The organism is Novosphingobium rosa NBRC 15208 (genome assembly GCF_001598555.1).
Taxonomy (GTDB): domain Bacteria; phylum Pseudomonadota; class Alphaproteobacteria; order Sphingomonadales; family Sphingomonadaceae; genus Novosphingobium; species Novosphingobium rosa.
In genome coordinates this window covers 308,958-331,115 of the sequence record NZ_BCZE01000001.1, presented here as the reverse complement: position 1 = coordinate 331,115, position 22,158 = coordinate 308,958, and the positions used below count along the sequence as shown (strand labels likewise).

16 protein-coding genes are annotated in these 22,158 nt (G+C 65.6%); 8 read left to right on the top strand and 8 right to left on the bottom strand.

From position 1 onward, the window contains the following. Positions 1-9: 9 nt before the first annotated feature. A complete protein-coding gene (locus SR3_RS01325; protein ID WP_068079821.1) occupies positions 10-864 on the bottom strand; it encodes a carbohydrate kinase family protein in 855 nt (284 codons plus the stop codon). 169 nt (positions 865-1,033) lie between these two features. Here SR3_RS01325 and SR3_RS01320 point away from each other — a divergent pair, with 169 nt between their 5' ends. After that, positions 1,034-3,397 carry a TonB-dependent receptor gene (locus SR3_RS01320; RefSeq protein WP_245653687.1) on the top strand — a complete coding sequence of 788 codons (2,364 nt, stop codon included), beginning with the start codon at positions 1,034-1,036 and terminating at the stop codon, positions 3,395-3,397. A gap of 53 nt (positions 3,398-3,450) precedes the next feature. Here SR3_RS01320 and SR3_RS01315 read toward each other — a convergent pair whose 3' ends face one another. From SR3_RS01315 to SR3_RS01295, 5 genes are all read right to left on the bottom strand, one after another. Next, positions 3,451-4,593: an esterase-like activity of phytase family protein gene (locus tag SR3_RS01315; RefSeq protein ID WP_068079819.1), complete on the bottom strand. Its 1,143-nt coding sequence runs from the start codon at positions 4,591-4,593 to the stop codon at positions 3,451-3,453. After that, positions 4,590-5,564, bottom strand: a complete 975-nt coding sequence (locus SR3_RS01310; RefSeq protein WP_218018737.1) for a nucleoside hydrolase — start codon at positions 5,562-5,564, stop codon at positions 4,590-4,592. The genes SR3_RS01315 and SR3_RS01310 overlap by 4 nt, the downstream gene beginning before the upstream one ends. Next, positions 5,561-6,214, bottom strand: a complete 654-nt coding sequence (locus SR3_RS01305; protein ID WP_068079814.1) for a beta/alpha barrel domain-containing protein — start codon at positions 6,212-6,214, stop codon at positions 5,561-5,563. Before SR3_RS01305 ends, SR3_RS01310 begins: the two co-directional genes overlap by 4 nt. An 8-nt stretch (positions 6,215-6,222) precedes the next feature. Further along, positions 6,223-7,485, bottom strand: coding sequence for a NupC/NupG family nucleoside CNT transporter (locus tag SR3_RS01300; RefSeq protein WP_068079812.1), 1,263 nt, complete (start codon positions 7,483-7,485; stop codon positions 6,223-6,225). Positions 7,486-7,549: 64 nt separating this feature from the next. After that, the gene (locus tag SR3_RS01295) at positions 7,550-8,476 is read right to left on the bottom strand and encodes a ribokinase (RefSeq protein ID WP_068079810.1); all 927 of its coding nucleotides are present in this window, start codon (positions 8,474-8,476) and stop codon (positions 7,550-7,552) included. Positions 8,477-8,603: 127 nt separating this feature from the next. Between SR3_RS01295 and SR3_RS01290 the strand changes: the two genes are divergently transcribed. After that, the gene (locus tag SR3_RS01290) at positions 8,604-9,593 is read left to right on the top strand and encodes a LacI family DNA-binding transcriptional regulator (protein ID WP_068079808.1); all 990 of its coding nucleotides are present in this window, start codon (positions 8,604-8,606) and stop codon (positions 9,591-9,593) included. 31 nt (positions 9,594-9,624) lie between these two features. Continuing rightward, positions 9,625-9,825, top strand: coding sequence for a hypothetical protein (locus SR3_RS01285; protein ID WP_068079806.1), 201 nt, complete (start codon positions 9,625-9,627; stop codon positions 9,823-9,825). Between the two features lie 131 nt (positions 9,826-9,956). On the opposite strand, the gene SR3_RS01280 is transcribed toward SR3_RS01285, so the two are convergent. Beyond that, on the bottom strand, positions 9,957-15,671 hold the full coding sequence (locus tag SR3_RS01280; RefSeq protein WP_068079804.1) for a Calx-beta domain-containing protein: 5,715 nt from the start codon (positions 15,669-15,671) through the stop codon (positions 9,957-9,959). 407 nt (positions 15,672-16,078) lie between these two features. Here SR3_RS01280 and SR3_RS01275 point away from each other — a divergent pair, with 407 nt between their 5' ends. From SR3_RS01275 to SR3_RS01265, 3 genes are read left to right on the top strand one after another with little or no spacing between them, the layout of a single operon-like run. Beyond that, positions 16,079-17,497 (top strand): TolC family protein, encoded by a 1,419-nt coding sequence (locus SR3_RS01275; RefSeq protein ID WP_068079802.1) that lies wholly within the window; start codon positions 16,079-16,081, stop codon positions 17,495-17,497. Then, complete coding sequence (locus SR3_RS01270; protein WP_068079800.1) at positions 17,494-19,215, top strand: ATP-binding cassette domain-containing protein; 1,722 nt, start codon at positions 17,494-17,496, stop codon at positions 19,213-19,215. The genes SR3_RS01275 and SR3_RS01270 overlap by 4 nt, the downstream gene beginning before the upstream one ends. Continuing rightward, positions 19,212-20,501: an HlyD family type I secretion periplasmic adaptor subunit gene (locus SR3_RS01265; protein ID WP_068079798.1), complete on the top strand. Its 1,290-nt coding sequence runs from the start codon at positions 19,212-19,214 to the stop codon at positions 20,499-20,501. Before SR3_RS01270 ends, SR3_RS01265 begins: the two co-directional genes overlap by 4 nt. 77 nt (positions 20,502-20,578) lie before the next feature. Here the strand turns inward: SR3_RS01265 and SR3_RS31745 are convergent, their stop codons facing one another. Further along, the gene (locus SR3_RS31745; protein WP_169805528.1) at positions 20,579-20,758 is read right to left on the bottom strand and encodes a hypothetical protein; all 180 of its coding nucleotides are present in this window, start codon (positions 20,756-20,758) and stop codon (positions 20,579-20,581) included. On the opposite strand from SR3_RS31745, the gene SR3_RS01260 reads away from it, so the two are divergent. Both SR3_RS01260 and SR3_RS01255 read left to right on the top strand, forming a co-directional pair. Further along, entirely contained in the window at positions 20,681-21,136 is a 456-nt protein-coding gene (locus SR3_RS01260; RefSeq protein WP_068079796.1) for an RNA polymerase sigma factor, read from the top strand. The genes SR3_RS31745 and SR3_RS01260 overlap by 78 nt on opposite strands. Before the next feature lie 64 nt (positions 21,137-21,200). Continuing rightward, positions 21,201-22,133, top strand: a complete 933-nt coding sequence (locus SR3_RS01255) for a FecR family protein (protein WP_068079794.1) — start codon at positions 21,201-21,203, stop codon at positions 22,131-22,133. Positions 22,134-22,158 lie beyond the last annotated feature (25 nt).

Here is a 22,158-nt window from a genome sequence, read left to right as displayed (position 1 = left end):
CGTACACCGTCAGTGCGCTGGCCGTCGCGCCAGCAGCTTTGTTGCGGCGGCCAGCCCGGCGCATGCAGCCTGCTCCACGTCATCGCCATGCGCAATAAGAGCCGCCAGGGTCGCCCCGGCAAAGGTGTCGCCCGCGCCGGTGGTGTCCATCGTGTCCAGCATGGCTGTGGGCAGTGTGATGCTTTGCCCTTCGTGATGGATATGGACGCCGCGCTCGCCATCGGTTTCGAACACCAGTTGGTGCGCGGGGAAGCCGTTTTGGTGCGATCCGAGGAAATCGCGTTCATGACGGTTCAGGAAGATGACCCCGGCCCTGTGTTGCAGCGCGTCACGCAGGGTCTCGGGAAAGCAGATGGCATCGGCCTTGACGATCCACGCCAGCTTCTGATCCACCCGCATCAGGTCTAGCGCTTCTTCGGCCATGCCGCGTTGCCCGGCGGATATGACGATCCAGTCGGCGTTTCGAAGGGCGGCCTTCTGCGAGGCGGACAGGCTGGCTTCAACGGAACTGCCGCGATCCAGAAAGCAGCAATAATGGCCGTCCGGGCGATTGATCAGCACGCAGACAGGCGTGCGGCTGGCCGGGTCTTGCACGATGGCATCGCTGGCAAAGCCGCGCTGGCGCAGATGCTCGATCATGGTGGCGCCCGGCGCATCGGCGCCGATGTTGGCGATCAGCGTGGTTTTATGGCCAGCCTGCAACAGGGCCTCTCCGGCATAGATGGCGCCGCCGCCGATGCGCGGCCAGCCTTGATCGGCGGTGCGGATGGTGTTGGTGCCCTCGGGCAGCAGCGCTCCGTCGGCCTGCGCGATGAAATCCATTGTCGCATAGCCGATCAAGGCGATGGAGGTCCGGAGCGACATGGTGCGGCTTCCCTTTCGGCCCATGGGGCGCCTGACGCAGCGCCTGCAAAAACGTGTTGCGACTGCTACGCCCAGCCGATATGAAAAACAAGTGAAACGTTACATGATTGTCTTAATTGAGCGCTAGATGAGCATCAGCGGCGAGTCGCAGCGGCTCGCGGAAAGGGGCATGATGATTTCTCGACTGGATAAACGATGGCTGCAGACAGCCTCTTGCGTGGCGCTGGTTCTGGCGGGCGCGCAGACTGCCAAGGCGGAGGATGCACCCGCCGAGGCACCCCGCAGCGACATTATCGTCACCGCGCAAAAGCTGGGCGCGGGCAAGGCGCGCGCCACCTTTCAGCTGGACCGCGCCGATATCGATGACCGCCCCCTGGGCGCGGATATCACGCAAAGCCTTGAAAAGGTTCCCGGCGTGAAGGTTTCCACCGGCGATGCGCGCGGTGGCTCCTTCTCGTTTGAAATTTTCATGCGCGGCCTCAGCAAGGAGCAGATCGGCTTCACGCTCGATGGCATCCCCACCGGCGACGCGCGTTTCAACGGCGGTTCGCCGCCGCAGCGCTTTATCGAATCCAGCAACATCGGCACGATTGTCGTCTCGCAGAGCGCGGGCGATGTCGGCGCGCCCTCACGCTTCGCGCTGGGCGGCTTTATCGATTTCCGCTCCGACGATCCGGCCAAGACCTTCACCGTTACCGGCGAGGGCGGCGTGGGCAGCTACAATTACCACCGCGAATATCTGCGCGTGGATACCGGCACGCTGCCGGGCAACATCGCCATGTATGGCAGCTTCTCGCACCAGTATAACGACAATTGGGCCGGCCCGAACGCTCGCCGCTCCTACCGCGACCATGGCGAGTTCAAGGCGGTGAAGCTGTTCGACAATGGCTCCTTCCTGAAGGCGCGCGTGTCGTACAACAGCCAGTTCGACAATGATTTCAACATCGTCACCCTGCCGCAATTCCGCGCCAACCCCAAGGGCGATGGCCTCAACGATGTGCTGACGGGCATCCCCAACAAGGATCTGTACTACGGTGGCACCTTCGGCGGCGCGCGGCGCGACTTTCTGGCCTATATCAACGGCAAGGCGGTGCTGGGCGACCATGTGACCCTCACCGCCAACCCCTATTACCAGACGCTGGACGGCTATTCGCTCAGCTATCAGAACGCGCATCGCCAGCTGACCGGCAGCGATCCCTATGCGGTGACGGGCTACAATGCCACGGGCGGCGCGATCCGCCCCGCGCTGGTCACCACATCGAACCCCAATGTCTATGGCGGCCCCGCCGATATGCGCGTCACCCCGCGCAAGCGCGAGCGCTACGGCGCCACCGGCGAGCTGAAGATCAGCGATCTGATCCCGCGCAACACCCTGCGTTTCGGCGCCTGGTACGATGGCGGCACCTCCACGGAGGAGCGCGATTATTACCAGATCATCCCCAGCACCACCACGCTGGCCTGGAAGGGCGGCACGCCCTCCTATGTCGCCTACAACCGCTGGACCTCGATCTCCACGCTGGAGCTTTACGGGCAGGATTCCTTCCAGATCATCCCCGATGTGCTTCGGCTGGATGCCGGGATCACCTGGTATCATATCCGCTACAAGGCGCGCTCGCCGCTGGAATATTCGGCCAAGCTGGATTTCGTGCAGACCTCTCCGGTGCAGCCCAAGATCGCGCTCAGCCTGAAACCGGCAGACCATTGGGAGCTGTTCGGCGGCTATGCCCAGAACTTCTCGGGCATTTCGGAGGATGCCTTCCTCGGCTCGACAGCGGTGATCCAGCCGGGGGATTTGAAACCCCTGCAGTCGATCAACTATGATGGCGGCATCCGCTACACGCGCAGTCATTATGCCTTTTCGGTGCAGGGTTACCATGTGCATCTGAAGAATGGCGTGGGCATCGTGCCCAACGATCCCACCGTGACCGACCCCATCGACATCCAGCGCGGCAATGTGGCGACGCGCGCCGCCTCGATCCTGGGCCAGTCGACCAATGGTGTGGAGGTCAGCGGTTTGGCGACCTACAAATGGGTCGATCTCTACGCCTCCTATTCCTACCAGCGCGCGCATTACGACAATGCCGCCGTGGGCACGCTGGACCGCAAGAATCTGGCCTCGGTGGGCATCATCGCGGGCAGCGATGTGCGCGATATCCCGCGCAACAGCCTCTATGCCGAAGTAACGTTGAAGCCCATCGAGCCGCTGCGCCTTCAGGCCAATGTCAGCCATATCAGCAGCCGGGTGGGCGGCGATATCATCGCGCCCACCACCTATCAGGAAGTCGCCATCGAGCGCATCCCGGGCTACACGCTGGTGGGGCTTTCGGCGCGTTACAGTCTGGCCAAGCATGGCCCGCTGAAGAATGCCTCGGTGCAGCTCAACGTCGATAATCTGCTGAACACCAGCTACATCGGCTCGGTCACCAGCGCGACGGCGACGGCCACGGAAACCGGCCTGCCGGGGCGCTCGCTGGGACGCTATTTCGTGGGGGCGCCGCGCACCTTTACGGCATCGTTTCAGGCCAAGTTCTGAGCAGGTTCCGGCGGAGGCGGCTGCTTTGTCCGCTGCCGCTTCCGCCGGGAGGTTTACGTGCCGCAGAGGGTCTTGGCGATGATGGCAGGCTTTGCCTTGATCTCCAAAGCGATCAATTGGGTCGGGTGATTGGCGGCGAAGTTGTTGTCGGTGACGAAAACCAGACTGGCATGGCCGTTGGATAAAACCGGCCCCAGCGCCATGCCCTCCACATTATCGACCGCCGGGATGGGCAGGGCGGACAGATCGATGGCAAGCGTCTTGCGCATCGGTTTGAACCCGCCATCGCGCAAAGAGGCGACCCTTGCCACATCGCTGGCCCCATCGGTCACCGCGCAATAGACCCGGCTGCGATAGCGGAAATCCATCTTGCCGGTCTCCACGCCTGAGCGTTCCAGCACCAGCAGATGGCGTGCATCAAGGGGAAGGATTTCGCTCACCCCATTGTCGGCCAGCTTGCCCTCGGGGAAGGGGCCGATAGGGTCGATGGGGTAGGCGAATTGGCGCATCATGCGCCCCGATGGCCATGCGAGTTTCGTGATGCGCACCATGGCCCCTTGCGTGGCGCTGGCCAGCGGCCCGTCCTGCTGCAGCGGCGCCTCCACCGAAAGCCACAGTTGGCGGCCATGTGCAGAAAAGCCCAGACCTTCGAAAGACAGGTTGGCGCGTGGGCCTGTATGCCGCTGCGGATCATAGCCAAGGTTTGCGGGCAGCGGCATCTTGCCCAGCGGTGTCCCATCAAGCCGCGCGCGCCGCACCGAGGGGCCGAAGCCGTCCTTCGCATCGCCCTCGCTGGACCAGATCAGGCTTGTGCCGAAGGATGCCACACGGATGCTTTCGGCATCCGAGGCCTCGCCGCCGGTGCCGGGTACGGGGAAAAGCGAGCCATCCTCGCGATGCAGGAACAGCGGATGCAAGCCATCGATGCCGGGCGGCTGGCCATGGTCATAGGCAATCCGCGCCCGCCACAGCCGCGCCGGACCATGTTCGGAGCGATCGTCAGAGATCAGGAACCAGCCGCCCGATACGGGATCGTAATCGAGGCCCGACAGGCCGCCGACTTCCAGCCCATCGGCCTTCGCCCCCGGCGGGATGACGGCCATGCCGATCAGCGCATAGGCCTGGTGCCGGTCGGCGGCCTGCAAGGGCGTTGCGCCAAGGGCAAGCATCAGCGCCCCGGCGATCCGCTGCCTCACTGCGTGGCTGCTCCGGTCAGCGTGTCACGATAGAGCGCGATCAGCGCCTGCGCATCCACCGCGCGGCAGGCTTTGTGCGAGGGCCGATCATCCCATGCGCCGGGCGGAAAGGTCTGGTCATCGGGTTCGAGCAGGGTCGCGCCGATCGCCACGCTTTCGGTCGCCACGCGGATCGGGCCAGACACCGTCTCGAACAGGTCGGGCCGCACCAGACAGGCCGCCGCCGCCACATCATGGATGCAGCAGCCATCGATCCCGTCATGCTCGCGGTAGAGCGCCTCATAGTTGCGGGAGATGTCCCAGAGGAACTGGCCATTCGCGCCGCCCTGCTGCGCGATCAGCCGGGCGGCGGCCTGCGAGAGAATGCAGGAAGAGGTGACATCCAGCCCCACCATCGTCACCGGCCAGACCGCGCCCAGCACCAGATCGGCGGCATGGGGATCGTTGGCGATGTTGGCCTCCGCCACGGGCGAGACATTGCCGCGCCGCCCGGCAAAGCCGAAGGCTCCGCCCATCACCACGACCTGTTTCACCAGTGGAGCAATGCCGGGATCAAACTGAAGGGCCAGCGCCAGATTGGTGAGCGGTGCAATGGCCAGCAGGCTGATCTCTCCGGGATGGGCGCGCACCAGTCGCACAATGGCTTGGGCAGCGCTTTCTGCTTCGGGCGATGCTCCGAACCCCTGCGACAGCCCCGCATCGCCCAGTCCATCGGCGCCATGGACATGGGTGGCCAGCTTGCGGCGCGCCATGCCCATCGGCAGATCGGCGCCGGGATGGATCGGCGCCTCGATCCCGAAGCGGCGCGTCAGCAGATGGGCGTTGCGCGTGGTGAGATCCACGCCACCATTGCCGAAAACCGTGGTGATCGCCTCGATCCGCACATCCGGCCGGTGGCGCAGGAACAGCAGAGCCATGGCGTCGTCGATGCCCGGGTCGGTGTCGAGGATGATGCGGTGCTGCGGGCTCACGGATAGACGCTCCGGCAGATGGCCTCGCATTTGGCCAGATCGAAGCTGCCTTCGCTGCGCACGCCCGATTCCATGTCGATCCAGTAGGCGGCTTCCGGCGGGGCGGCGATGGCCTCCAGCGTGGCGGCCACATTGTCGGGATTGATGCCGCCCGAATAGCCGCAGAAGGGGCCCGCCAGATCCAGCGCAGGCCATTGCGCGGGCCGGTTGCCACGCCCGAAGGACACGTCGAACAACCAGTCCAGCCGGGGTTCTTGCGGGAAATCGCCCAGCGTTTGCAGCATGGCGCGCAGGCCCTTGCGGCGTCCAAAAGCGATGGTGTTGGCGATCTGCTCCGGGCTCGATCCGGCGAAACCGTGGTTGACCTGCACGCGGGTGAAGCCTTGCAGATCGATGGTGGCGCTATCGGGCGCATCGGCGATCCGCCGGGCCTGATCGCCGCAGACATGCGCCGCCCAGCGCAGCCCCGGCGCGGCCAGCATCTGCGCCCGCGCCCTGGCATCTGGGAACAGCGGCGCGCCCTCCTGCGCCTCATCCAGCAGCATGCCCCATTCGATGGGATAGCGCGCGCCAAGCGCCATCATGCCGGGCAGAAGCGAGGGATCGTCCGCCCCGGTGAAGGCGACGAAAAGCGGAGGCGTATGCGTCATGGGAAAGCCTATGGCAGAAGGGTGAAAAGAAGGCCGATCACGGTGGCGGTCATGCAACTGGTGAGAAAGGCGGCGGCCAGCGCGCGCGGCCCCAGCGCCACGATCTGCGCCGATTTTTCGGGCACGATGGCGGAGAGCATGCCGATCAGGATCGCCACGCTGCCCATATTGCCGAAGCTGCACAGCGCATAGGTGGCCATCAGCGTGCCCTTGGGGGTCAGCGCTCCGGCAGGCAGGGCGGCGAGCTGGCCATAGGCGACGACCTCATTCATCGTCACCTTGGCACCCAGCAACTGGCCGATGGTGGTCAGATCCTGCATCGGCGCGCCCATCAGCCATGCGGCAGGGGCAAAGGCCTGCCCGAAGATCAGCCCGAGCGAAAGCGGCTGACCATGGATGCTCACCAGCGCCAGCCCCCGGTTCACCAGCGCCACCGTGCCGACAAACACGATCAGCAGCGCCACGATGTTGGCGCCCATCTGGATCGCCTTGATCGTGCCCGTCGTCAGCGCATCGAGGCTGGAGCGATAGGGGCTGGAGAGATCGAGCGGCACGTTTTCCGCATCGCTGTCGGGCGGGATGATCGAACGGGCCAGCGCAATCGCCATCGGCGTGCTGATCAGCGATGCGGTCAGCAGATGCTCGAAGGCATGGGGAATATGCGGGGCCAGCACCGATCCCAGCAGGATCATCATCGACCCGGCGATCACCGACATGCCATCGACCATGATGATGAACAGCTCTCCGCGCGAAAGGCGGGGCAGCAGCGGGCGCACCAGCAGCGGCGCCTCGACCATGCCGAGGAAGATGCAGGCCGAGGTGGAGACGCCCACCGGCCCGCTGACGCCAAACAGCCGCCCGAAGATCCATGCGAAGCCGCGCACCAGAATTTGCAGCAGTCGCCAGTGCCATAGCAGCGCGGCCAGGGCGCTGACCAGCAGGATCGCGGGCAGGGCTTGAAAGGCGAAGATAAAGGTGGAGGTGGCGCCCGGCGCGCGCAGATAGGGCTCCGGCCCGCCGCCCAGATAGCCGAAGACGAAACGCGCCCCATCGGTGGCCGAGGATTGCACGGCATCGACGCCATGGGCGAGACCGCCCAGCAGGCTGGTGATCAGCGGCACGCGGGTGAGCAGCAGGGCAAAGCCCAGTTGATAGGCCAGCGCGATCGCCATGCCGCGCCATGGAAAGTTGTGGCGCGTTTCGGACAGCAGCCATGCCATGCCGCCAAAACCGGCCATGCCCAGCACGGCGCGCGCGATTTCAGACGGCATCAGCGGCTCTCCTGTGCTGGTGGCTTCCGTTTGTGCGGATCATTGAGTGAAACGTTTCATATTGTCAAGTGGAGCGGTCGGGCTGTCGCGCGGCCTCAATCTCATCCACCCATGGCATGGCCTCTGCCGCGCCCTGCCGCGCGACCTGAAGCGAGGCGGCGGCGTTGGCTCTCGCGACGGCGGCGGCAAAAGGCAGTCCTTCGGCGAGGCTGGCGCAAAGCGTGCCGCAGAAGCAGTCCCCGGCGCCAGTGGTATCCTGCACATGCACGGCCTTGCGGCCCGGCAGCATGGCTTGATGATCGGCACTGACATACAGCGCTCCGGCGGCGCCCAGCGTGATGATGATGGCCTGATACGGGGTGGTCAGCAGCGATCTGGCGGTATCGGACAAAGCGTCTTCGGTCAGGTCAGGCATCACGCCCGCATAGAAGGCCAGTTCGGTTTCGTTCATGACAAGCACGTCGCTCAGGGCGAACAGCGCGCGGCCCTCGGGCAAAGCGGGGGCGGTGTTGAGCACGGTTCTGGCGCCACCGGCCTGCGCCTGCCGGAAAAACCCGGCGATGGCCGCCACCGGAACTTCCAGTTGCGCAAGGCAGATATCCTTGGCGTCCGGCACCAACCCCTGCGGTGAAGACACCGTTTCATTCGCCCCGCCGATCACGATGATGGCATTCTCTCTCGAAGCATCCAGCATCACGCAGGCGCTGCCGGTGGCCGCCTCGGGATGGATCGTCACGCCCGTCAGATCCAGATCGGGCGCCAGCGCAGCCAGTCGTTCCAGCACCGCATCGTCGGCCCCCACCGCCCCGTGCAAAGCCGCCCGCGCGCCCGCGCGTGATGCCGCCACCGCCTGATTAGCGCCCTTGCCGCCCAACCCGGTCTGCATCGACAGGCCCCGGATCGTCTCGCCGGGCTGAGGGAAGTGCTCCACGCGCAACTGCGTGTCGATGTTGATGCTGCCCAGCACGATCACGCGCCCGTTTGCCGACATTTGCCCTCTCCCTTGCGACCCCATCCGACTCGCGTCGAATTATTTCATGAAATTTTTTGCCTTCTTCACATCAAAACCGCTACAGTCTTTTTGCCGGCAAACACCGCCCGCGCGACAAAGGACTCGCATGAACCAGAAACGGGCCACGCTGAAGGATGTGGCGGCCAGGGCGGGCGTCTCGCTGGCCAGCGTCTCCTATGCGGTCAACGGCACCGGCACGCTGGGCGAGGCGATGCGCGCCCATATCCTGCAGGTGGCCGAGGAATTGGGCTATCGCCAGAACATCGCCGCCAAAAGCGTGCGCACCGGCAAGAGCAGCACCCTGGGCCTCGTCATCCCCGATCTGGCCAATCCCTTCTTCCCCAATCTGGTGCAGGCGGTGATCCAGCGCGCGCGCCAGCATGGCTACACGGTGGTCGTCATCGACGTGGAGGATGATCAGCAGTTGGAGCGCAAGGCGATGCAGACGCTGGAAAGCCACGGCGTCGACGGCATCATCTGGTTTCCCATCCGCGATGAAAACACCGCTGTGGAGGGCACCGGTTCCGTGCCGATGGTGGTGCTGGATCGGGTGATCCCCGGCTTCGAAACGGTGCGTGCCGATGATCTGGCGGCAGGCGATCTGGCGGCGGCCCATCTGCTGGAGCTGGGCCATCGCCGCTTCGGCATCGTCTCGGGCCCCTGCAGCATCCGCAGCATGGCCGACCGCTGCAGAGGCGCGCTGGAGCGCATCGCGGGGCAGGGCGATGTGATTTTCCATGTCGAGACCGGCTATTCGCGCGATCTGGAACCCTCGGTGCGGCAGGCTCTGGAGAGCCAGAACGTTACCGCCATCATCACCGGCGGCGATATGATCGCCATCGGCGTGATCCGATGCCTTCAGGCCATGGGCAAGCGTGTGCCGGACGATGTTTCGGTGATGGGCATGGACGATATTCCATGGGCGCAGCTCAGCACGCCGCCGCTCACCACGGTGGAGATCCCCATCGAGGATATGGCGATCGAAGCCGTGGATGGCGTGATCCGCCGCATGGAGGCCGATGGCGAGAGAAGCCGCAGGGTGATCCTCGATCCTGCTCTGGTGGTCCGCCAGTCCACGGCGGGAGTATCGCTCTGATTTCGCTGAATCCGCGGCAGGTTTCAGGCCAATGCCTGACCCATGCGGGGATGGTGGCGAAGGGCGGCCCCATCGGCCCGATGGCGATCACCGCCTTGACCAGATCCGGACGGCGGTCGGCCAGCCGCCCAGCTTTGACGCCGCCTTCGGCAGCAAGGCGGGTTTCTTCGATCAGATGCTGAAGCGTTATGCCGCCTCTGTGCTCTCGCTCGATGCCCGATCTCAACCCTGATCTGTGCCAGGCGTGCTGACCGGGCAACAGGGGCCTGAGGCTGGTGGCGTCGGCCAGGCCAGAGAGCTTGACAAAAAGTGGCGCCGGCGGCGCAAGCCAACCGGTGCCACCTTCTGTATTTTACGCCGGGATCACCCGTGCAGCACAGCCGTTTCCAGCACGGCTGCATGCGCCTGAGGCACCGCCGTCACATGCAGCACCACATCCTGGAAGTCGTCGTCGCTCTGCGATCCGCTGCGCAGCAGATCTTCGAAGCCGATGCGGATCGTGCCCGATCCATCATTCGCCACGCCTGACAGCACATGCTGCACCCCGTCGACATTGGCCGCGGCCGAGGTCGAGAAGAAGGTCGTCGCCCCGCTGATCGCCGTGCCATTGTTGGCCAGCGCCAGATGGCCGTTCTGGCTGACGATCGACAGATTGGTGCTGCTCAACGCCGAACCCAGCGTGCTGGCGCCATCCTGCACAAGGAAGAAGCCCAGCTGGTGCCCGGCCTCCACGCCGGTGACGCTGATCGCGCTGGCGGCATTCTTGGCATCCCCGGCGATGATGCGCACATCGGAGATCGCGCCAGTGGCGCTATCCACCTCATAGACCCCCACGGTGTTGTGATAAGCGGCCCCGCTCATCGCTTCCACATTGACGGTGAAGGCGTTGGAGGTGTCGCCGCTCAGATAGGCCTGATTGGTGATGCCGTTGATCGCGCTGCTGGAAACAGCGGTGTTTTCGGTCAGCGCGGCCAGATAGGCATGGAACGTCACCACCGTATCATTGCCCGAATGGGCGACCATCACATCGCCGCCCGCCAGACCGCCGGTCAGCGCCATCGAACCGCCGACAAAGCCCAGCGTGGTGGCCGCACCCGTTCCCGAAACGGTGAAATCCGAACGATGGAAATCGCTGTTTTGGATCTGGATGCGATCTTCCCTGCCGAAATCGGTGATGGTGTCGCCCAGCAGTTCGGCCAGCAGCCCGCGCACCGTATCGGCGCCCGCGCCCAGCGTGATCGTGTCGATGCCCAGACCGGGGCTGACCGTGTCATTGCCCGCGCCCGCATCGATCACATTGTTGCCGGCATCGCCCAGGATCGTATCGTTGCCGGCGGAGCCGCCGAACGTCTCGGCCACATCCTGCACCGCCAGCGTGATGGTGGAGGTGGTGTGCAGCCCGCCCTGATCGGTGGCGGTGATATCGAGGCTGATGCTGTGCTGCGCCTCGTAATCGATGTTGGCGCTCGCCGCGACCAGCAGCTTGTTGTCCTGAATGACAAAGCGGCTGTCGGCGGTGGCCAGCGCATAGGTCAGCGTGCTGTTCGCATCGGGATCATGCCCGTCGAGCGTGCCGATCACCGTGCCGCCGACCGCATTTTCGACCACCGTGGCATTGCTGATGGTCACGCGGGCAGGGGCTTCGTTCACATCGCTGATGGCGATGGCGACCGTCTTGCTGAAGCTCAACCCGCCGCTGTCGGTGGTCGAGATGGTGATGCTGGCGCTGGCCAGTGTCTCGTGATCGAGGGCCGTCGTGGTGGTGATGACGCCTGTGACGGCATCGATGGCGAAGAGGCCCCTGGCGTTGTCGGCCAGCGCATAGGCCATCGCGCCGCCCTCGGCATCGACAGCCGCCGCCGTGCCGACCACGGTGCCCGCCGGCAGGTTCTCGGCCACGCTGGCGTTGGTCAGCGTGATGTCGGTGGGGGCGGTGTTGGCCGGCGGGGTGGTGGCGCTGGGCAGATAGATGGTGGCCACCACCTGATCGTGGTCGGTGATGGGCTGCACGGTCTGCTCGGCATTGACATGCACCGCGTCGAAAGCCGCGCCGCTGGTCAGGTTGTTGCTGACCAGAATGTTGTCGAAGGCCTGCGAAGCGCCCTCATAGAGGTAGGAATAGCGCTCCTGCTCGGGCAGCAGCGAATAGAGGTTGGTGAAGCTGCCATCCTTGGTGAAGGTGCTCAGCGCGGTTTCGTAATAGTAACCATTGAAATCGCCCAGGATCACCATCTTGGTGGAAGGATCGGCGGCCTGCAGCGCATCGGTGTAGGCCTTGATCGCCTCGGCCTGCGCCGTGCGCGAGGAATCCCCCGCCTGCGTGGCGGGCTGATCCGCGCCCCAGGCCGATTCCGATCCCCCGCGCGAGGTGGAGTGAACGTCGATCACCGTCACCGTCTGGCCGTTGAACTGGAATTCCGCCGCCAGCGGGCTGCGGCTGCCGGTGAAGGCCGCGCCGGGCACCAGCTCCGCGCTGCCCTCGACATAGGTCACGCGCTCGGGGTTGTAGAAGAAGCCGTTGCGGATGTTGCCGCCCGGCTCGCCGCCGGTGCTGCCAGCCACGGTGGGGGCGATTTCGACATAGACATAGGTGGGGCCACCCGCCGCGACGATGGCGTCGATCACCTTCTGGGCCGTCGCGGCGCCCGACAGGTCGCTGCCGCTGCCCGCGCCATCGGCGTCCTGAATTTCCTGAGCGCCGATGATGTCGGGTGAGCCCAGATTGTCCACCACTTCCTTGCCGATGGCGTCGAACTTGGCCTGCGGATCGGTGGGATCGGCATTCTCCATGTTGAAGCTGGCGATGGAGAGATGATCGGCATCGCCCTTCAGCGCGGTTACCTCCTGCGTGGTCTCCTTGTCGACCAGCGTGGTGACGGCCTGCGTCGGCAGCAGTTCGGGCGAGTTGTAATAGGTGAGGATGCCCGTCACATTGTTCAGCACATCGCCCAGCGTGTGGTTGGGCACATAGCCGGGCAGCACTGCGTTATCGGCATAGATCTGGATGCGTTCGGGCGCGGCATCGGTGCCCGAAAGCGTGATGCCGCCGCGATCGTTCATATTGGTCGCGCCCTCGCCCGCCGAGGCGACGACATAGGTGTTCTTGCCGGAGGTGGGCCCGACCACGATCGGCGTTTCCACCGTCACCAGCATGCCTTCGAGCGATTCGTAGAAATCGATGCCGTCGTGCTGCGGATCGTAGGAGGTCATGCCATCGTCATCGATGACATTGGTGGGGGGCAGAATGCCGTCCACGCCGATCACGATGGCGGTGGGCAGCGCATTGTCATGCGAGACCACGGTGACGGTGGGCGTGTTGATCTCGGTGACGGTCAGCGAACCGGCGGCGGGCTGGAACTCGGTGACCACGCCCGAAACCTGCACTGCATCGCCCACGGCCACGGAGGGGGCGCTGCCCACGAAGACCTGAATGGCGTCCGAAGCGCCGGTCTCGCGGTGGCTGGTGGGGTCCTGGATCCAGAAGCTGGTGCCGTTCACCGCCGTGACGATGCCGGTGGTGCTCACCGTCTGGCCGACCACGGGCGAGGTATGGGCCGCGCCCTGGATCTGGTAGATCGCCAGTTCGATGGGATCGTCGTTCAGGATCGTGCCGGTGGCGCTGGCATGGTTGATCTGCGCATCGCCCACCGGATTGCTCAGCGTCAGCGAGAGCGTCTCGTTGTTCTCGCCCACCGTGTCGCCGATCACGCCGATGGTGATGGTCTTGGCCACTTCGCCCACGCCGAAGGTCAGCGTGCCCGAGAGCGGGGTGGCGGCGATGTCATCCGCCGAGACCGTGCCCAGATCGATATGATAGTCGACGCTGGCCGCCGAGGCCGAACCGCCCGCGCGGGTGACGGTGAAGGTCAGCGGGGTGACGCCGCTGTTGCCCTCGTTGATCTTGGTGTCGGTGACGCTGAAAAAGCTGGTGCCGGTGGCGGGCAGGAAGCTCTGGCCGGTGTTGATCGCGCCGCTGCCGCTGGCGCCCGCCGCGGGCATGGTGCCGAAGGTGTTCTGCGCGGCGTTCTGCCAGGTGAAATCGCCATAGTTCGAGCCCGTGCCCGACAGCTGAAGCGAATAGCCGGTGGTGACCGAGGTTTCCGACACGCCGATGTCGGTGCTGGTCATGCCGTCGGCCGCGCCGCCCTTGGCGGTCATCGTGCCTTCATAGGAGAGGAACTGCACCACATGGCCGCTGGCGTCGACCAGAGCCATGCCGCTGGGCGACCCGTTCTGGATGCCGTTGGCGGCATAGGCGAAGGTCACCGTGCCATAGCCATGGTCCTGATCGGGGATCACGCCGGTCAGCGCGCGGGTGCTGTAGGCCGCGCCGCTGGTGCCGTTGTAGAGCACCAGCGTCCAGCCCGTCAGGTCGGTGCCCGCCGGGCCCGCCAGTTCGATGGCCTCGCCGCTGTCGGTGCCGACATTGTCGTAATGCAGCTCGTTGATGAAGACCACGCTGGTGGGGTCATTGTCGGTGATGGTGCCCACCGCCTGCGCATCGGTGATTACCGCGCCGCCGGTGGCATTGCTGAGGTTGACGGTGAAGGTCTCGTTGGGCTCGATCACCGTGTCGCCCACGATGCCCACCAACAGCGTGGCGGTGGTCTGCCCCGCGGCGAAGGTGATGGTGCCGCTGTAGGCCTGATTGGGGTCGAGATCGGCGGCACTCGCCGTGCCCAGCGCCAGCGTGTAATCCACGGTGACGGCGCCGGTGCTGCCGCTGTCACGCGTCAGCACGAATTCCATCGACTGGATGCCGCTGTTGCCCTCGACGATCGAGGCATCGGCGATCGAGATCGCGCCTGCCGCCGGGGCGGCATCGTCGTTCAGGATGGTGCCGGTGGCGGTGGCCTGGGCGATGGTGGCGCCGCCGGTGGGCGCGCTCAGCGTGATGCCGAAGGTCTCGTCGGTTTCATAGCTCGTGTCGCCCTGCACATGCACCACCACATCGGCGGTGGTGGCGCCGTCGGCGAAGGTGACGGTGCCGGTGGTGGAGCCGGTCAGGTCATCCGCCGTGGCGCTACCGTTGAGGTTGACGGTCCATGTGGCCGACACCGCGCCATCGCTGCCGCCCGCGCGGGTGACGGTGAAATGCAGATCGGTGGCGCCGCTGTTGCCCTCGCTCACGCTGGCATCGGCGATGGAAAGCGCCCCGGCGTGATCGTCGTTCACAATCGTGGCGGTGGCCGAAGCGGTGGCGATGGTGGCGTTCTGCGCGCCGCTGAGCGTCACCACGAAGCCTTCGTCATTTTCCATCGCATGATCGCCGGTGACGGTGACGGTGATGGTCTTCTGGGTCTCGCCAGCGGCGAAGGAGAGGGTGCCCGAGGGCAGCGTGCCGCCGAAATCGGCCGCATTGGCGCCGTTGGTCGCCGCGCCGGTGACGGCATAGTTCACGCTGGCGGTGCCATCGCCATCGCTGCGGGTGACGGTGAAGCTGAAGACGGTGCTGTCGCCCGGAGCGCCTTCGTTCTGGCTGGCGGTGATGGCGGCGATGGAAAGTGTGGCGCTCGGCGTTGTCGGCGTGCCGGTGCCGGCGGGCGCAGTGTAGGCCTGACCGTTGTTGATGGCGTCATAGGTGCTGGTGGCCGAGGGCGCCCAGGTGAAATCCTCGTAATAGCTGCCGCTGCCGGTGAGCTGCAGCGAGGTGCCCAGCGGCGCGCTGGAGGCTTCCTGCTGGCCGACATCGGTGCTGGTCATCCCGGCGGCGGGGCCATCGGCTGCGGTCATCACGCCTTCATAGGACAGGAACTGAACGACCTGCCCCTGCGGGTTGACCAGCGCGAAGCCATCGGGCGAACCGTTCTGAAGGCCATTGACGGGGTAGCTGACCAGCATCGTGCCCAGACCGCTGCCCTTGTCGACCAGCACGCCGCTCAGCACGGTGGGGTTGGTGGTGGAGGTGCCATAGACCTTGGCGGCAAGGGCTGCGCTGGCAGTGGTGCCGCCATCGTAGAGATAGATCTTCCAGCCGGTCAGATCTGTGCCGGGAATGCCGGCGATTTCAATCGCCTCATTCTCATCGGTGCCGAGGTTGTCGTAATGGAACTCATTGATGAAAACCGACGTAGGCATGAAGAACCCCTGAATAGCCCAAAGACAGGCGGGGGTGCTGATTGCGACAGGCAGCCGTCATCCATGACCGCGCAAGGTCTTAATCCTGCACAGCATCATGATGGGAAAGGTAATGTGGATATTGTCTGGATAAAAAACTTATATAATCCAGATCATGTCACCTCAAAACTGTACAAACTGCGATGTCGCATCGGTCGCACCTCCGATTGACCGGCAATTGCTAGAAATGAAATAAGTCATAACTGTTACGTTCAAAAATTATTCGTCATTTATTTTATATATTTCATTTTTAATGCAAATTTTGCGACGAATTGTCTTGCGATAGGTCTGGACAGACCGCTCGGCCAGAAGCTAGGGCCCCGACCCGTTCGGGGCATGGGCAGCCCCGCCAAGGATCTTTCCCTTCCATGCGTGTGTCTTTGAGGATCGTGTCATGCCCCCTGGCCGGGGCATTGCTGCTGTGCGGGGCGGGGCCTGCGCTGGCGCAGGGCGGGTTGCGTGCCCTGCCCGCACCTCAGGGCGATCCGCTGGCCATCGATCCGGAGCGCGATCCTGTGCTGGCCCTGGGCGAGGCGGCGGGCGCCGCCGATCCTTTCCGCCAGGCGCTGGCCGAAGCGGTGGCCCGCAACCCGGCGCTGGCCGAGGCGCAGGCCGCCGGAGAGGAAGCCCGCGCCGCCCGCAGCGAGGCGCGCGCCGCCCGCCTGCCCACGGTGACGCTGGGGCTTTCAAGCTATCGCACCCTGTCGCGCCAGTTCGACAATGATCCCAATTATGTGATCGAGCGCCTGCGCGCGCCGCAACGCAGCGATGTCACAGTCTCGCTGGATCAGCCGCTCTTCGATGGCGGGGCCAGCAACCGCCGCATCGGCGCGGCCGGTGATCGTCTGCGCGCGGCGGCAGCCGGGGTGTACAGCGCGGTCGAGGATATCGCCCTGCGCGCCATCGCCGCCTGGTATGACATCTATGCCGGGCGCACGCTGGTGCAGCTCGATAGCAGCTATGCCGGGGAAATCGCCATGATGCGCGAGGCTCTGGCCGAACGCATCGAACGCGGCGCCTCGGCCTCCACCGATGTGGCGCGGATGGACAGCGTGGCGGCGTCCATCGCCACACGTCTGGCTGGATATCGTCGCCAGTTGGCCAATGCCGAGGCGCGCTTCGGCCAATTGACCGGAGCTCCGCCGCCCGGCGCCCTGGAGCGCGCACCCCTGTTGGGCGATGCCCCCGCTGATGGCGTCGCCGCGCGCGAGGCGGCCGATGACAGCCCTGCGGTTCAGGGCGCTCAGGCTCAGGCTGCGGGCAGTCGCAAGGATGCGCGGGCTGCCCATGCCGATCTGCTGCCCCGGGTCAGCGCAGGCATGGATGCGGGCCGCTATGGCGTGTTCGAGAACGAGCAGAATTACGATGTGCGGGCGCGCGTCTCGCTTAATTACCGTTTTTCCTTTGGCGCGGGCGCGCATGCCCATCAGGCCGATGCCCGCGCCAGCGCCGCCCATGCCCGCGCCGACCGCGTGCGCGAGGAAGCCGCGCGCGATGCCGCCATCGCCCGTTCCGACCTTGATGCTTTGAACGAGCAGATTGCCGCCTTGCGGGTCAGCTATATCGCCGCGCGTCGTTCACGCGATGTGCTGGCCGAGAGGTTCCGCGTGTCGCGCGGGGATCTTTTCGATGTGTTGGCCTCCAACACCGCCATGTTCGACGCCGCCGCCGCCTATATCGAGGCGCTCTCGCAGCGCGATGCGGCCCACTATGTTCTGCTCTCCCGCACGGGCCGTCTGCTGCCCGCGCTGGGGCTTGCCTCCGCCATGGAACGGATGACCCGATGACAAGCGAGATCGAGATCGCGCCTGCCCACCCCCGCTTTGCCCCATGGCTGTTCCAGCCGATGCTGGAGAACAAGGCGATCTATCTGAAAGTCGCGCTGGCGGCGGGGATGATCAACCTGTTCGGGCTGGGCTCGTCGCTGTTTTCGATGACGGTTTACGACCGGGTGGTGCCCAACAATGCCACCGCCTCGCTGATCGGGCTGAGCATCGGCCTTGCTATCGTCGTGGTGTTCGATTTCGTGTTGCGGTCCTTGCGGTCCTATTTTGTCGACATGGCGGGGATGGACATTGACCGCAAGCTGGGCGGCGCGGCTTTCGCGCGGCTGCTGGCGCTGCGGCTGGATCTGCGCAAGGGTTCGACCGGATCGCTGGCGGCGATGATGCGCGAGTTGGAGACGTTGCGGGACTTCTTCGCCTCGGCCACCATGACGGCTCTGGTCGATGTGCCCTTTATCGCGCTGACCTTGCTGGTGATTGCGGCGATGGGCGGCTGGGTGGTGCTGGTGCCTCTGGCGATGGTGCCTTTGGTGATCCTTGCGGGGCTGGCGACCTATCCGGCGCTGGATCGGCTCTCGGCCAAATCGATGGGCGAAGGGCTGGCCAAGCAATCGGTGCTGGTCGAGACCATCGGCGCCATCGAGACGGTGAAGACCAGCGGCGCGGGCGGCTTGATGGGGCGGCGATGGCTGGCGGCGATCGATCATCATGCGCAATCCTCGCTGCGGCAGCGGCTGGTGGGGGCCATTGGGGTGAACATCGCCACTTCGGCGCAGACCATATCCTATGCGGGCGTGATCATTCTGGGTGTGTCGATGATCGCGGCGCATCAGTTGACCTCGGGCGCGCTGATCGCCTGTTCGCTGCTGGGCGGGCGGGCGGTGGCGCCGCTGGGGCAGATCGCGCAATTGCTCTCGCGGCTGACGGCGACGCGCACCGCCTATCGCCAGCTGGATGCGATGATGGCGATGCCGGTCGAAGGCGGCGAGGGCGAGCCCTTGCGCCCTGCCCGCATCGAGGGCGGGATCGAGTTCCGCAATGTGTCCTTCCGTTACCCCGGCGCTGCTGAAAAGGTGCTGAGCGAGGTCAGTTTCGCGATCCGCCCGGGCGAGCATGTGGCGCTGCTGGGGCGCGTCGGCTCGGGCAAGTCGACCATCGCGCGCATGGCTCTCGGGCTTTATCCGCCTACCGAAGGCATGGTGCGCATTGATGGCACCGATCTGGCACAGATCGACATCGGCTTCCTGCGTAGCCAGATCGGCGCGGCCTTGCAGGAGAGCGTTCTGTTTACCGGAACGGTACGCGACAACATCGTGCTGGATCGGGCCATCGCTGATGATGAGCTGCTCCGTCTGGCCCGCGTTTCGGGTGCGCATGAGTTTATCGGGCGCATGGCCAATGGCTATGATCTGAAGCTGGGCGACCGGGGGGACAGCCTGTCGGGCGGTCAGCGGCAATCCATCGCTCTGGCGCGCGCGCTGGCCGGGCAACCGCCGATGCTGATCTTCGATGAGCCGGCCAGCGCCATGGATGTCGGCGGCGAAGCTGCGCTGATCGCCCGGCTGGAGCAGGAATTGAAGGGCCGTACCCTGATGCTGATTACCCATCGACCCTCGCTGCTTAAGCTGGTGGACCGGATCATCCTGCTCGAAGGCGGGCGCGTGGTGGCCGATGGTCCGCGTGATGCGGTGCTGACCCGGATCGCGCAGGTGGCGGCATGATGCATCTTGAAGACCGCGCCGCGCGCATCCGCCCCAGCGCCGCATCGAACCTGCTGCTGTGGTGCATCGCGGGCTTTTTCGCGCTGGCGATCCTTTGGGCCTGTTTTACCCAATTGGATCGCACCGTGCATGGGCAGGGGCGCGTGATCCCCACCGCGCGGCTGCAGACCGTCTCCAACCTGGAGGGCGGGATCATGGCCGCCATTCTGGTGAAGCCGGGCATGGATGTGGCGGCGGGGGCGCCGCTGATCCAGCTCGATCGCACCGCCAGCGCCGCCGAGCTGGGCAGCGGCGAGGCGACGGTGGATGCGCTGAAGGCGCGCACCGCCCGTCTGGCCGCCGAAGTGGCTGGTGGCGCCCCGCATTTCGCGCCCGGCGCTACGGGTGAAGCCATGGCCCGCGAACAGGCGGCCTATGCCGCTCGTCAGGCGGAACTGGCCGGGACCATGGCCACCGCGGAGGCGCGCGTGGCGCAGGCCCAGCGCGCCATCGCCGAGGCCGACGCCACCCACGCCGCAAAGCTGGCTCAGCGCGACACCGCCAAGGAGCAGGCAGAGGTGCTGCGCCCGCTGGTCGAGAAGGGCATCGAGCCACGCCTGTCCCTGGTGCAGACCCGCAATGCCGCTCTGGCCGCGCAAAGCGAAGCTGACGCTGCCGCGGCTCAGGCCCAGCGCGCCCGTGCCGCTCTGGCCGAGGCGCGCGCCAGCATGGGGCAGCAGCGTCAGGAATGGCGCGCCCATGCCGCCACCGATCTGGCGGCGGCTCAAGGCGAATTGTCCTCGCGCCAGAATGCCTTGCCCGCGCTGGCGGACAAGGCGCAGCGCACTGTGGTGCGCGCGCCCATGGCGGGGCGGATCAACCGCCTGCTGTTCACCACATTGGGCGGATCGGTGCGGGCGGGCGAGCCCTTGCTCGAACTGGTGCCCTCCGACAGCGCGCTGACAGTCGAGGCTTCGGTCAAGCCGGAAGACATCGCCTTCGTGCGCAAGGGGCAGCGCGCTCTGGTGAAGATCACCGCCTATGACTATTCGGTCTATGGCGGGCTGGAGGGTAAGGTCAGCGATATCTCGCCGGACGCCACCGTGGAGGAACGCACCGGTGAGGCGCATTACACCGTGCGGGTCAGCGTGCAGGCCGGGGCGCTGCGCGGGCCGGATGGCGCGCCTTTGCCGATCGGGCCGGGGATGGTTGCCGATGTGAACCTGATCGGTGATAAGCGCTCGATCATGCGTTACCTGCTCACCCCCTTCACCCGCCTGTCAGGCGAGGCCTTCCGCGAGCGTTGAGGCCTCCTTCTTCGAACGCTCCTTTCTCCATATCACGCAAGTATTGCGAATAACTCTCAATATCTCTAAGGCAAGCGTCATTCCATGCCTTCTCGCGCCTGACCTGCCCAAGAGTTGCCGTCCTGTCCGATCACCCGCCTTCCGATGTCATCCATCACAAAAGCGCCCTGCTGTCCTTCGTGCAGCGGCGCTTCGGCGCGGCCAATGATTGCGAGGACATCGTTCAGGAAGCCATGATCCGTGTCATCGCCAGCCATGACAGCGAGAAGATCGGCAATCTGCGCGCCTATCTGTTCCGGGTGGCGGGCAATCTGTCGATCGATGCCCTGCGTCGTGGCGCGACACGCGAAAGGATCAGCGGCATGCCGATCGACAGTCCGGAAGCCATGGCGGTGGCCAGCCCCGAACCTTCCGCCGAACAAGCGCTGATCGCGCAGCAGCGCAAGGCCGCTTTCGAGGCCGCGCTGGCCACCCTGCCGGACAGGCAGCGCCAGGCCCTGACGCTCAACCGCCTGCAGGGCTGGTCGCACCCCCGGATCGCGGCCCATCTGGGCTGTTCGACCGGCACCGTCTACAATGACATCAAGGCTGCCATGGCCGCCATCATCGCCCAGACCTCGGAGATCGAGCTGTGATCGCTTGTGAGACAGCATGCCTCCGCGCGTCATACGCTCAGGACCAGACGGAGCCGCCCACCCGATGACCCAACAACAGGCCGAGAGCGAGGCGCTTGACTGGTTCCTGCGCCATCAGGCCGGGCGCGCGGATGCCGCCGATCCTGCCTTCACGCAGTGGCGTAACAGCGATCCGGAGCATGCGCGGGCCTATGCGCGCGTGCAGGCGGTCTGGGCCGCGCCCGCTTTCGTGGCGGCGCTGGCCACGCAGCCGGAAGCAAAGCGCCGTGCGATGCGCCCACTGATGCAGGTCGCCGCCTCGGTGGCCTTGCTGTTGCTCGTCGGTTCGGGCGGGATGCGTCTGGCGGGGCTGCCATGGCGCCTGCCCGCCAGCCATGCGGCGACCATCGGCGGGCAGGAGGTGGCGCAACTCGACGACGGGACAAAGCTGGTGCTGGACAGCGGCGCGGCGGTCGATGTCGCCTACACCGCCACCGAGCGGCGCATGGTGCTGCGCGATGGCCGTGCCTTTTTCGCTGTGGGCAAGGATGCCGGTGGTGCCCCGCGCGCCTTCCGTGTCGCGGCGGGGCGGATCGTGGTGCGCGATATCGGCACGCGCTTTTCGGTCGAGAAGGCGGGCGATGCCGTCCGTGTCGCGGTGGAGCAGGGCGAGGTGGCCCTGCGCCCCGATGGCGCCGGGCCCGAGCAGCATCTGACGGCGGGCCAGACCGGCGGCTACGCCGATGGTTTCCTGCCGGTGCACGCGGCGCCTGCCGACATCACCTTCGCCTGGCTCGATCATCGGCTGTTCTTCTCGCAGGCGCGGCTGGGCGATGTGGTGCAGGATCTGCGGCGCTATCATCGCGGCTGGATCATTCTGGCCAATCCCCGGCTGGCGGCGCTGAAGGTCAGCGGTGGTTATGACACGCGCGATCCGGCCTCGGCCATGGCGGATCTGGCGCGGCTGAGCGGGGGCACGCTGATCCGTCTTTCGGACAGGCTTTTGATCCTGCGCTGAAAAAATCCGATTTTCTTTTGTGAGA

Bases quoted from the DNA above. Each gene is read 5' to 3' on its own strand.
- SR3_RS01325 (WP_068079821.1), bottom strand. From the start codon at position 864: ATGTCGCTCCGGACCTCCATCGCCTTGATCGGCTATGCGACAATGGAT.
- SR3_RS01320 (WP_245653687.1), top strand. From the start codon at position 1,034: ATGATGATTTCTCGACTGGATAAACGATGGCTGCAGACAGCCTCTTGC.
- SR3_RS01305 (WP_068079814.1), bottom strand. From the start codon at position 6,214: ATGACGCATACGCCTCCGCTTTTCGTCGCCTTCACCGGGGCGGACGAT.
- SR3_RS01300 (WP_068079812.1), bottom strand. From the start codon at position 7,485: ATGCCGTCTGAAATCGCGCGCGCCGTGCTGGGCATGGCCGGTTTTGGC.
- SR3_RS01295 (WP_068079810.1), bottom strand. From the start codon at position 8,476: ATGTCGGCAAACGGGCGCGTGATCGTGCTGGGCAGCATCAACATCGAC.
- SR3_RS01290 (WP_068079808.1), top strand. From the start codon at position 8,604: ATGAACCAGAAACGGGCCACGCTGAAGGATGTGGCGGCCAGGGCGGGC.
- SR3_RS01285 (WP_068079806.1), top strand. From the start codon at position 9,625: ATGCCTGACCCATGCGGGGATGGTGGCGAAGGGCGGCCCCATCGGCCC.
- SR3_RS01280 (WP_068079804.1), bottom strand. From the start codon at position 15,671: ATGCCTACGTCGGTTTTCATCAATGAGTTCCATTACGACAACCTCGGC.
- SR3_RS01275 (WP_068079802.1), top strand. From the start codon at position 16,079: ATGCGTGTGTCTTTGAGGATCGTGTCATGCCCCCTGGCCGGGGCATTG.
- SR3_RS01270 (WP_068079800.1), top strand. From the start codon at position 17,494: ATGACAAGCGAGATCGAGATCGCGCCTGCCCACCCCCGCTTTGCCCCA.
- SR3_RS01265 (WP_068079798.1), top strand. From the start codon at position 19,212: ATGATGCATCTTGAAGACCGCGCCGCGCGCATCCGCCCCAGCGCCGCA.
- SR3_RS31745 (WP_169805528.1), bottom strand. From the start codon at position 20,758: ATGGCTGGCGATGACACGGATCATGGCTTCCTGAACGATGTCCTCGCA.
- SR3_RS01255 (WP_068079794.1), top strand. From the start codon at position 21,201: ATGACCCAACAACAGGCCGAGAGCGAGGCGCTTGACTGGTTCCTGCGC.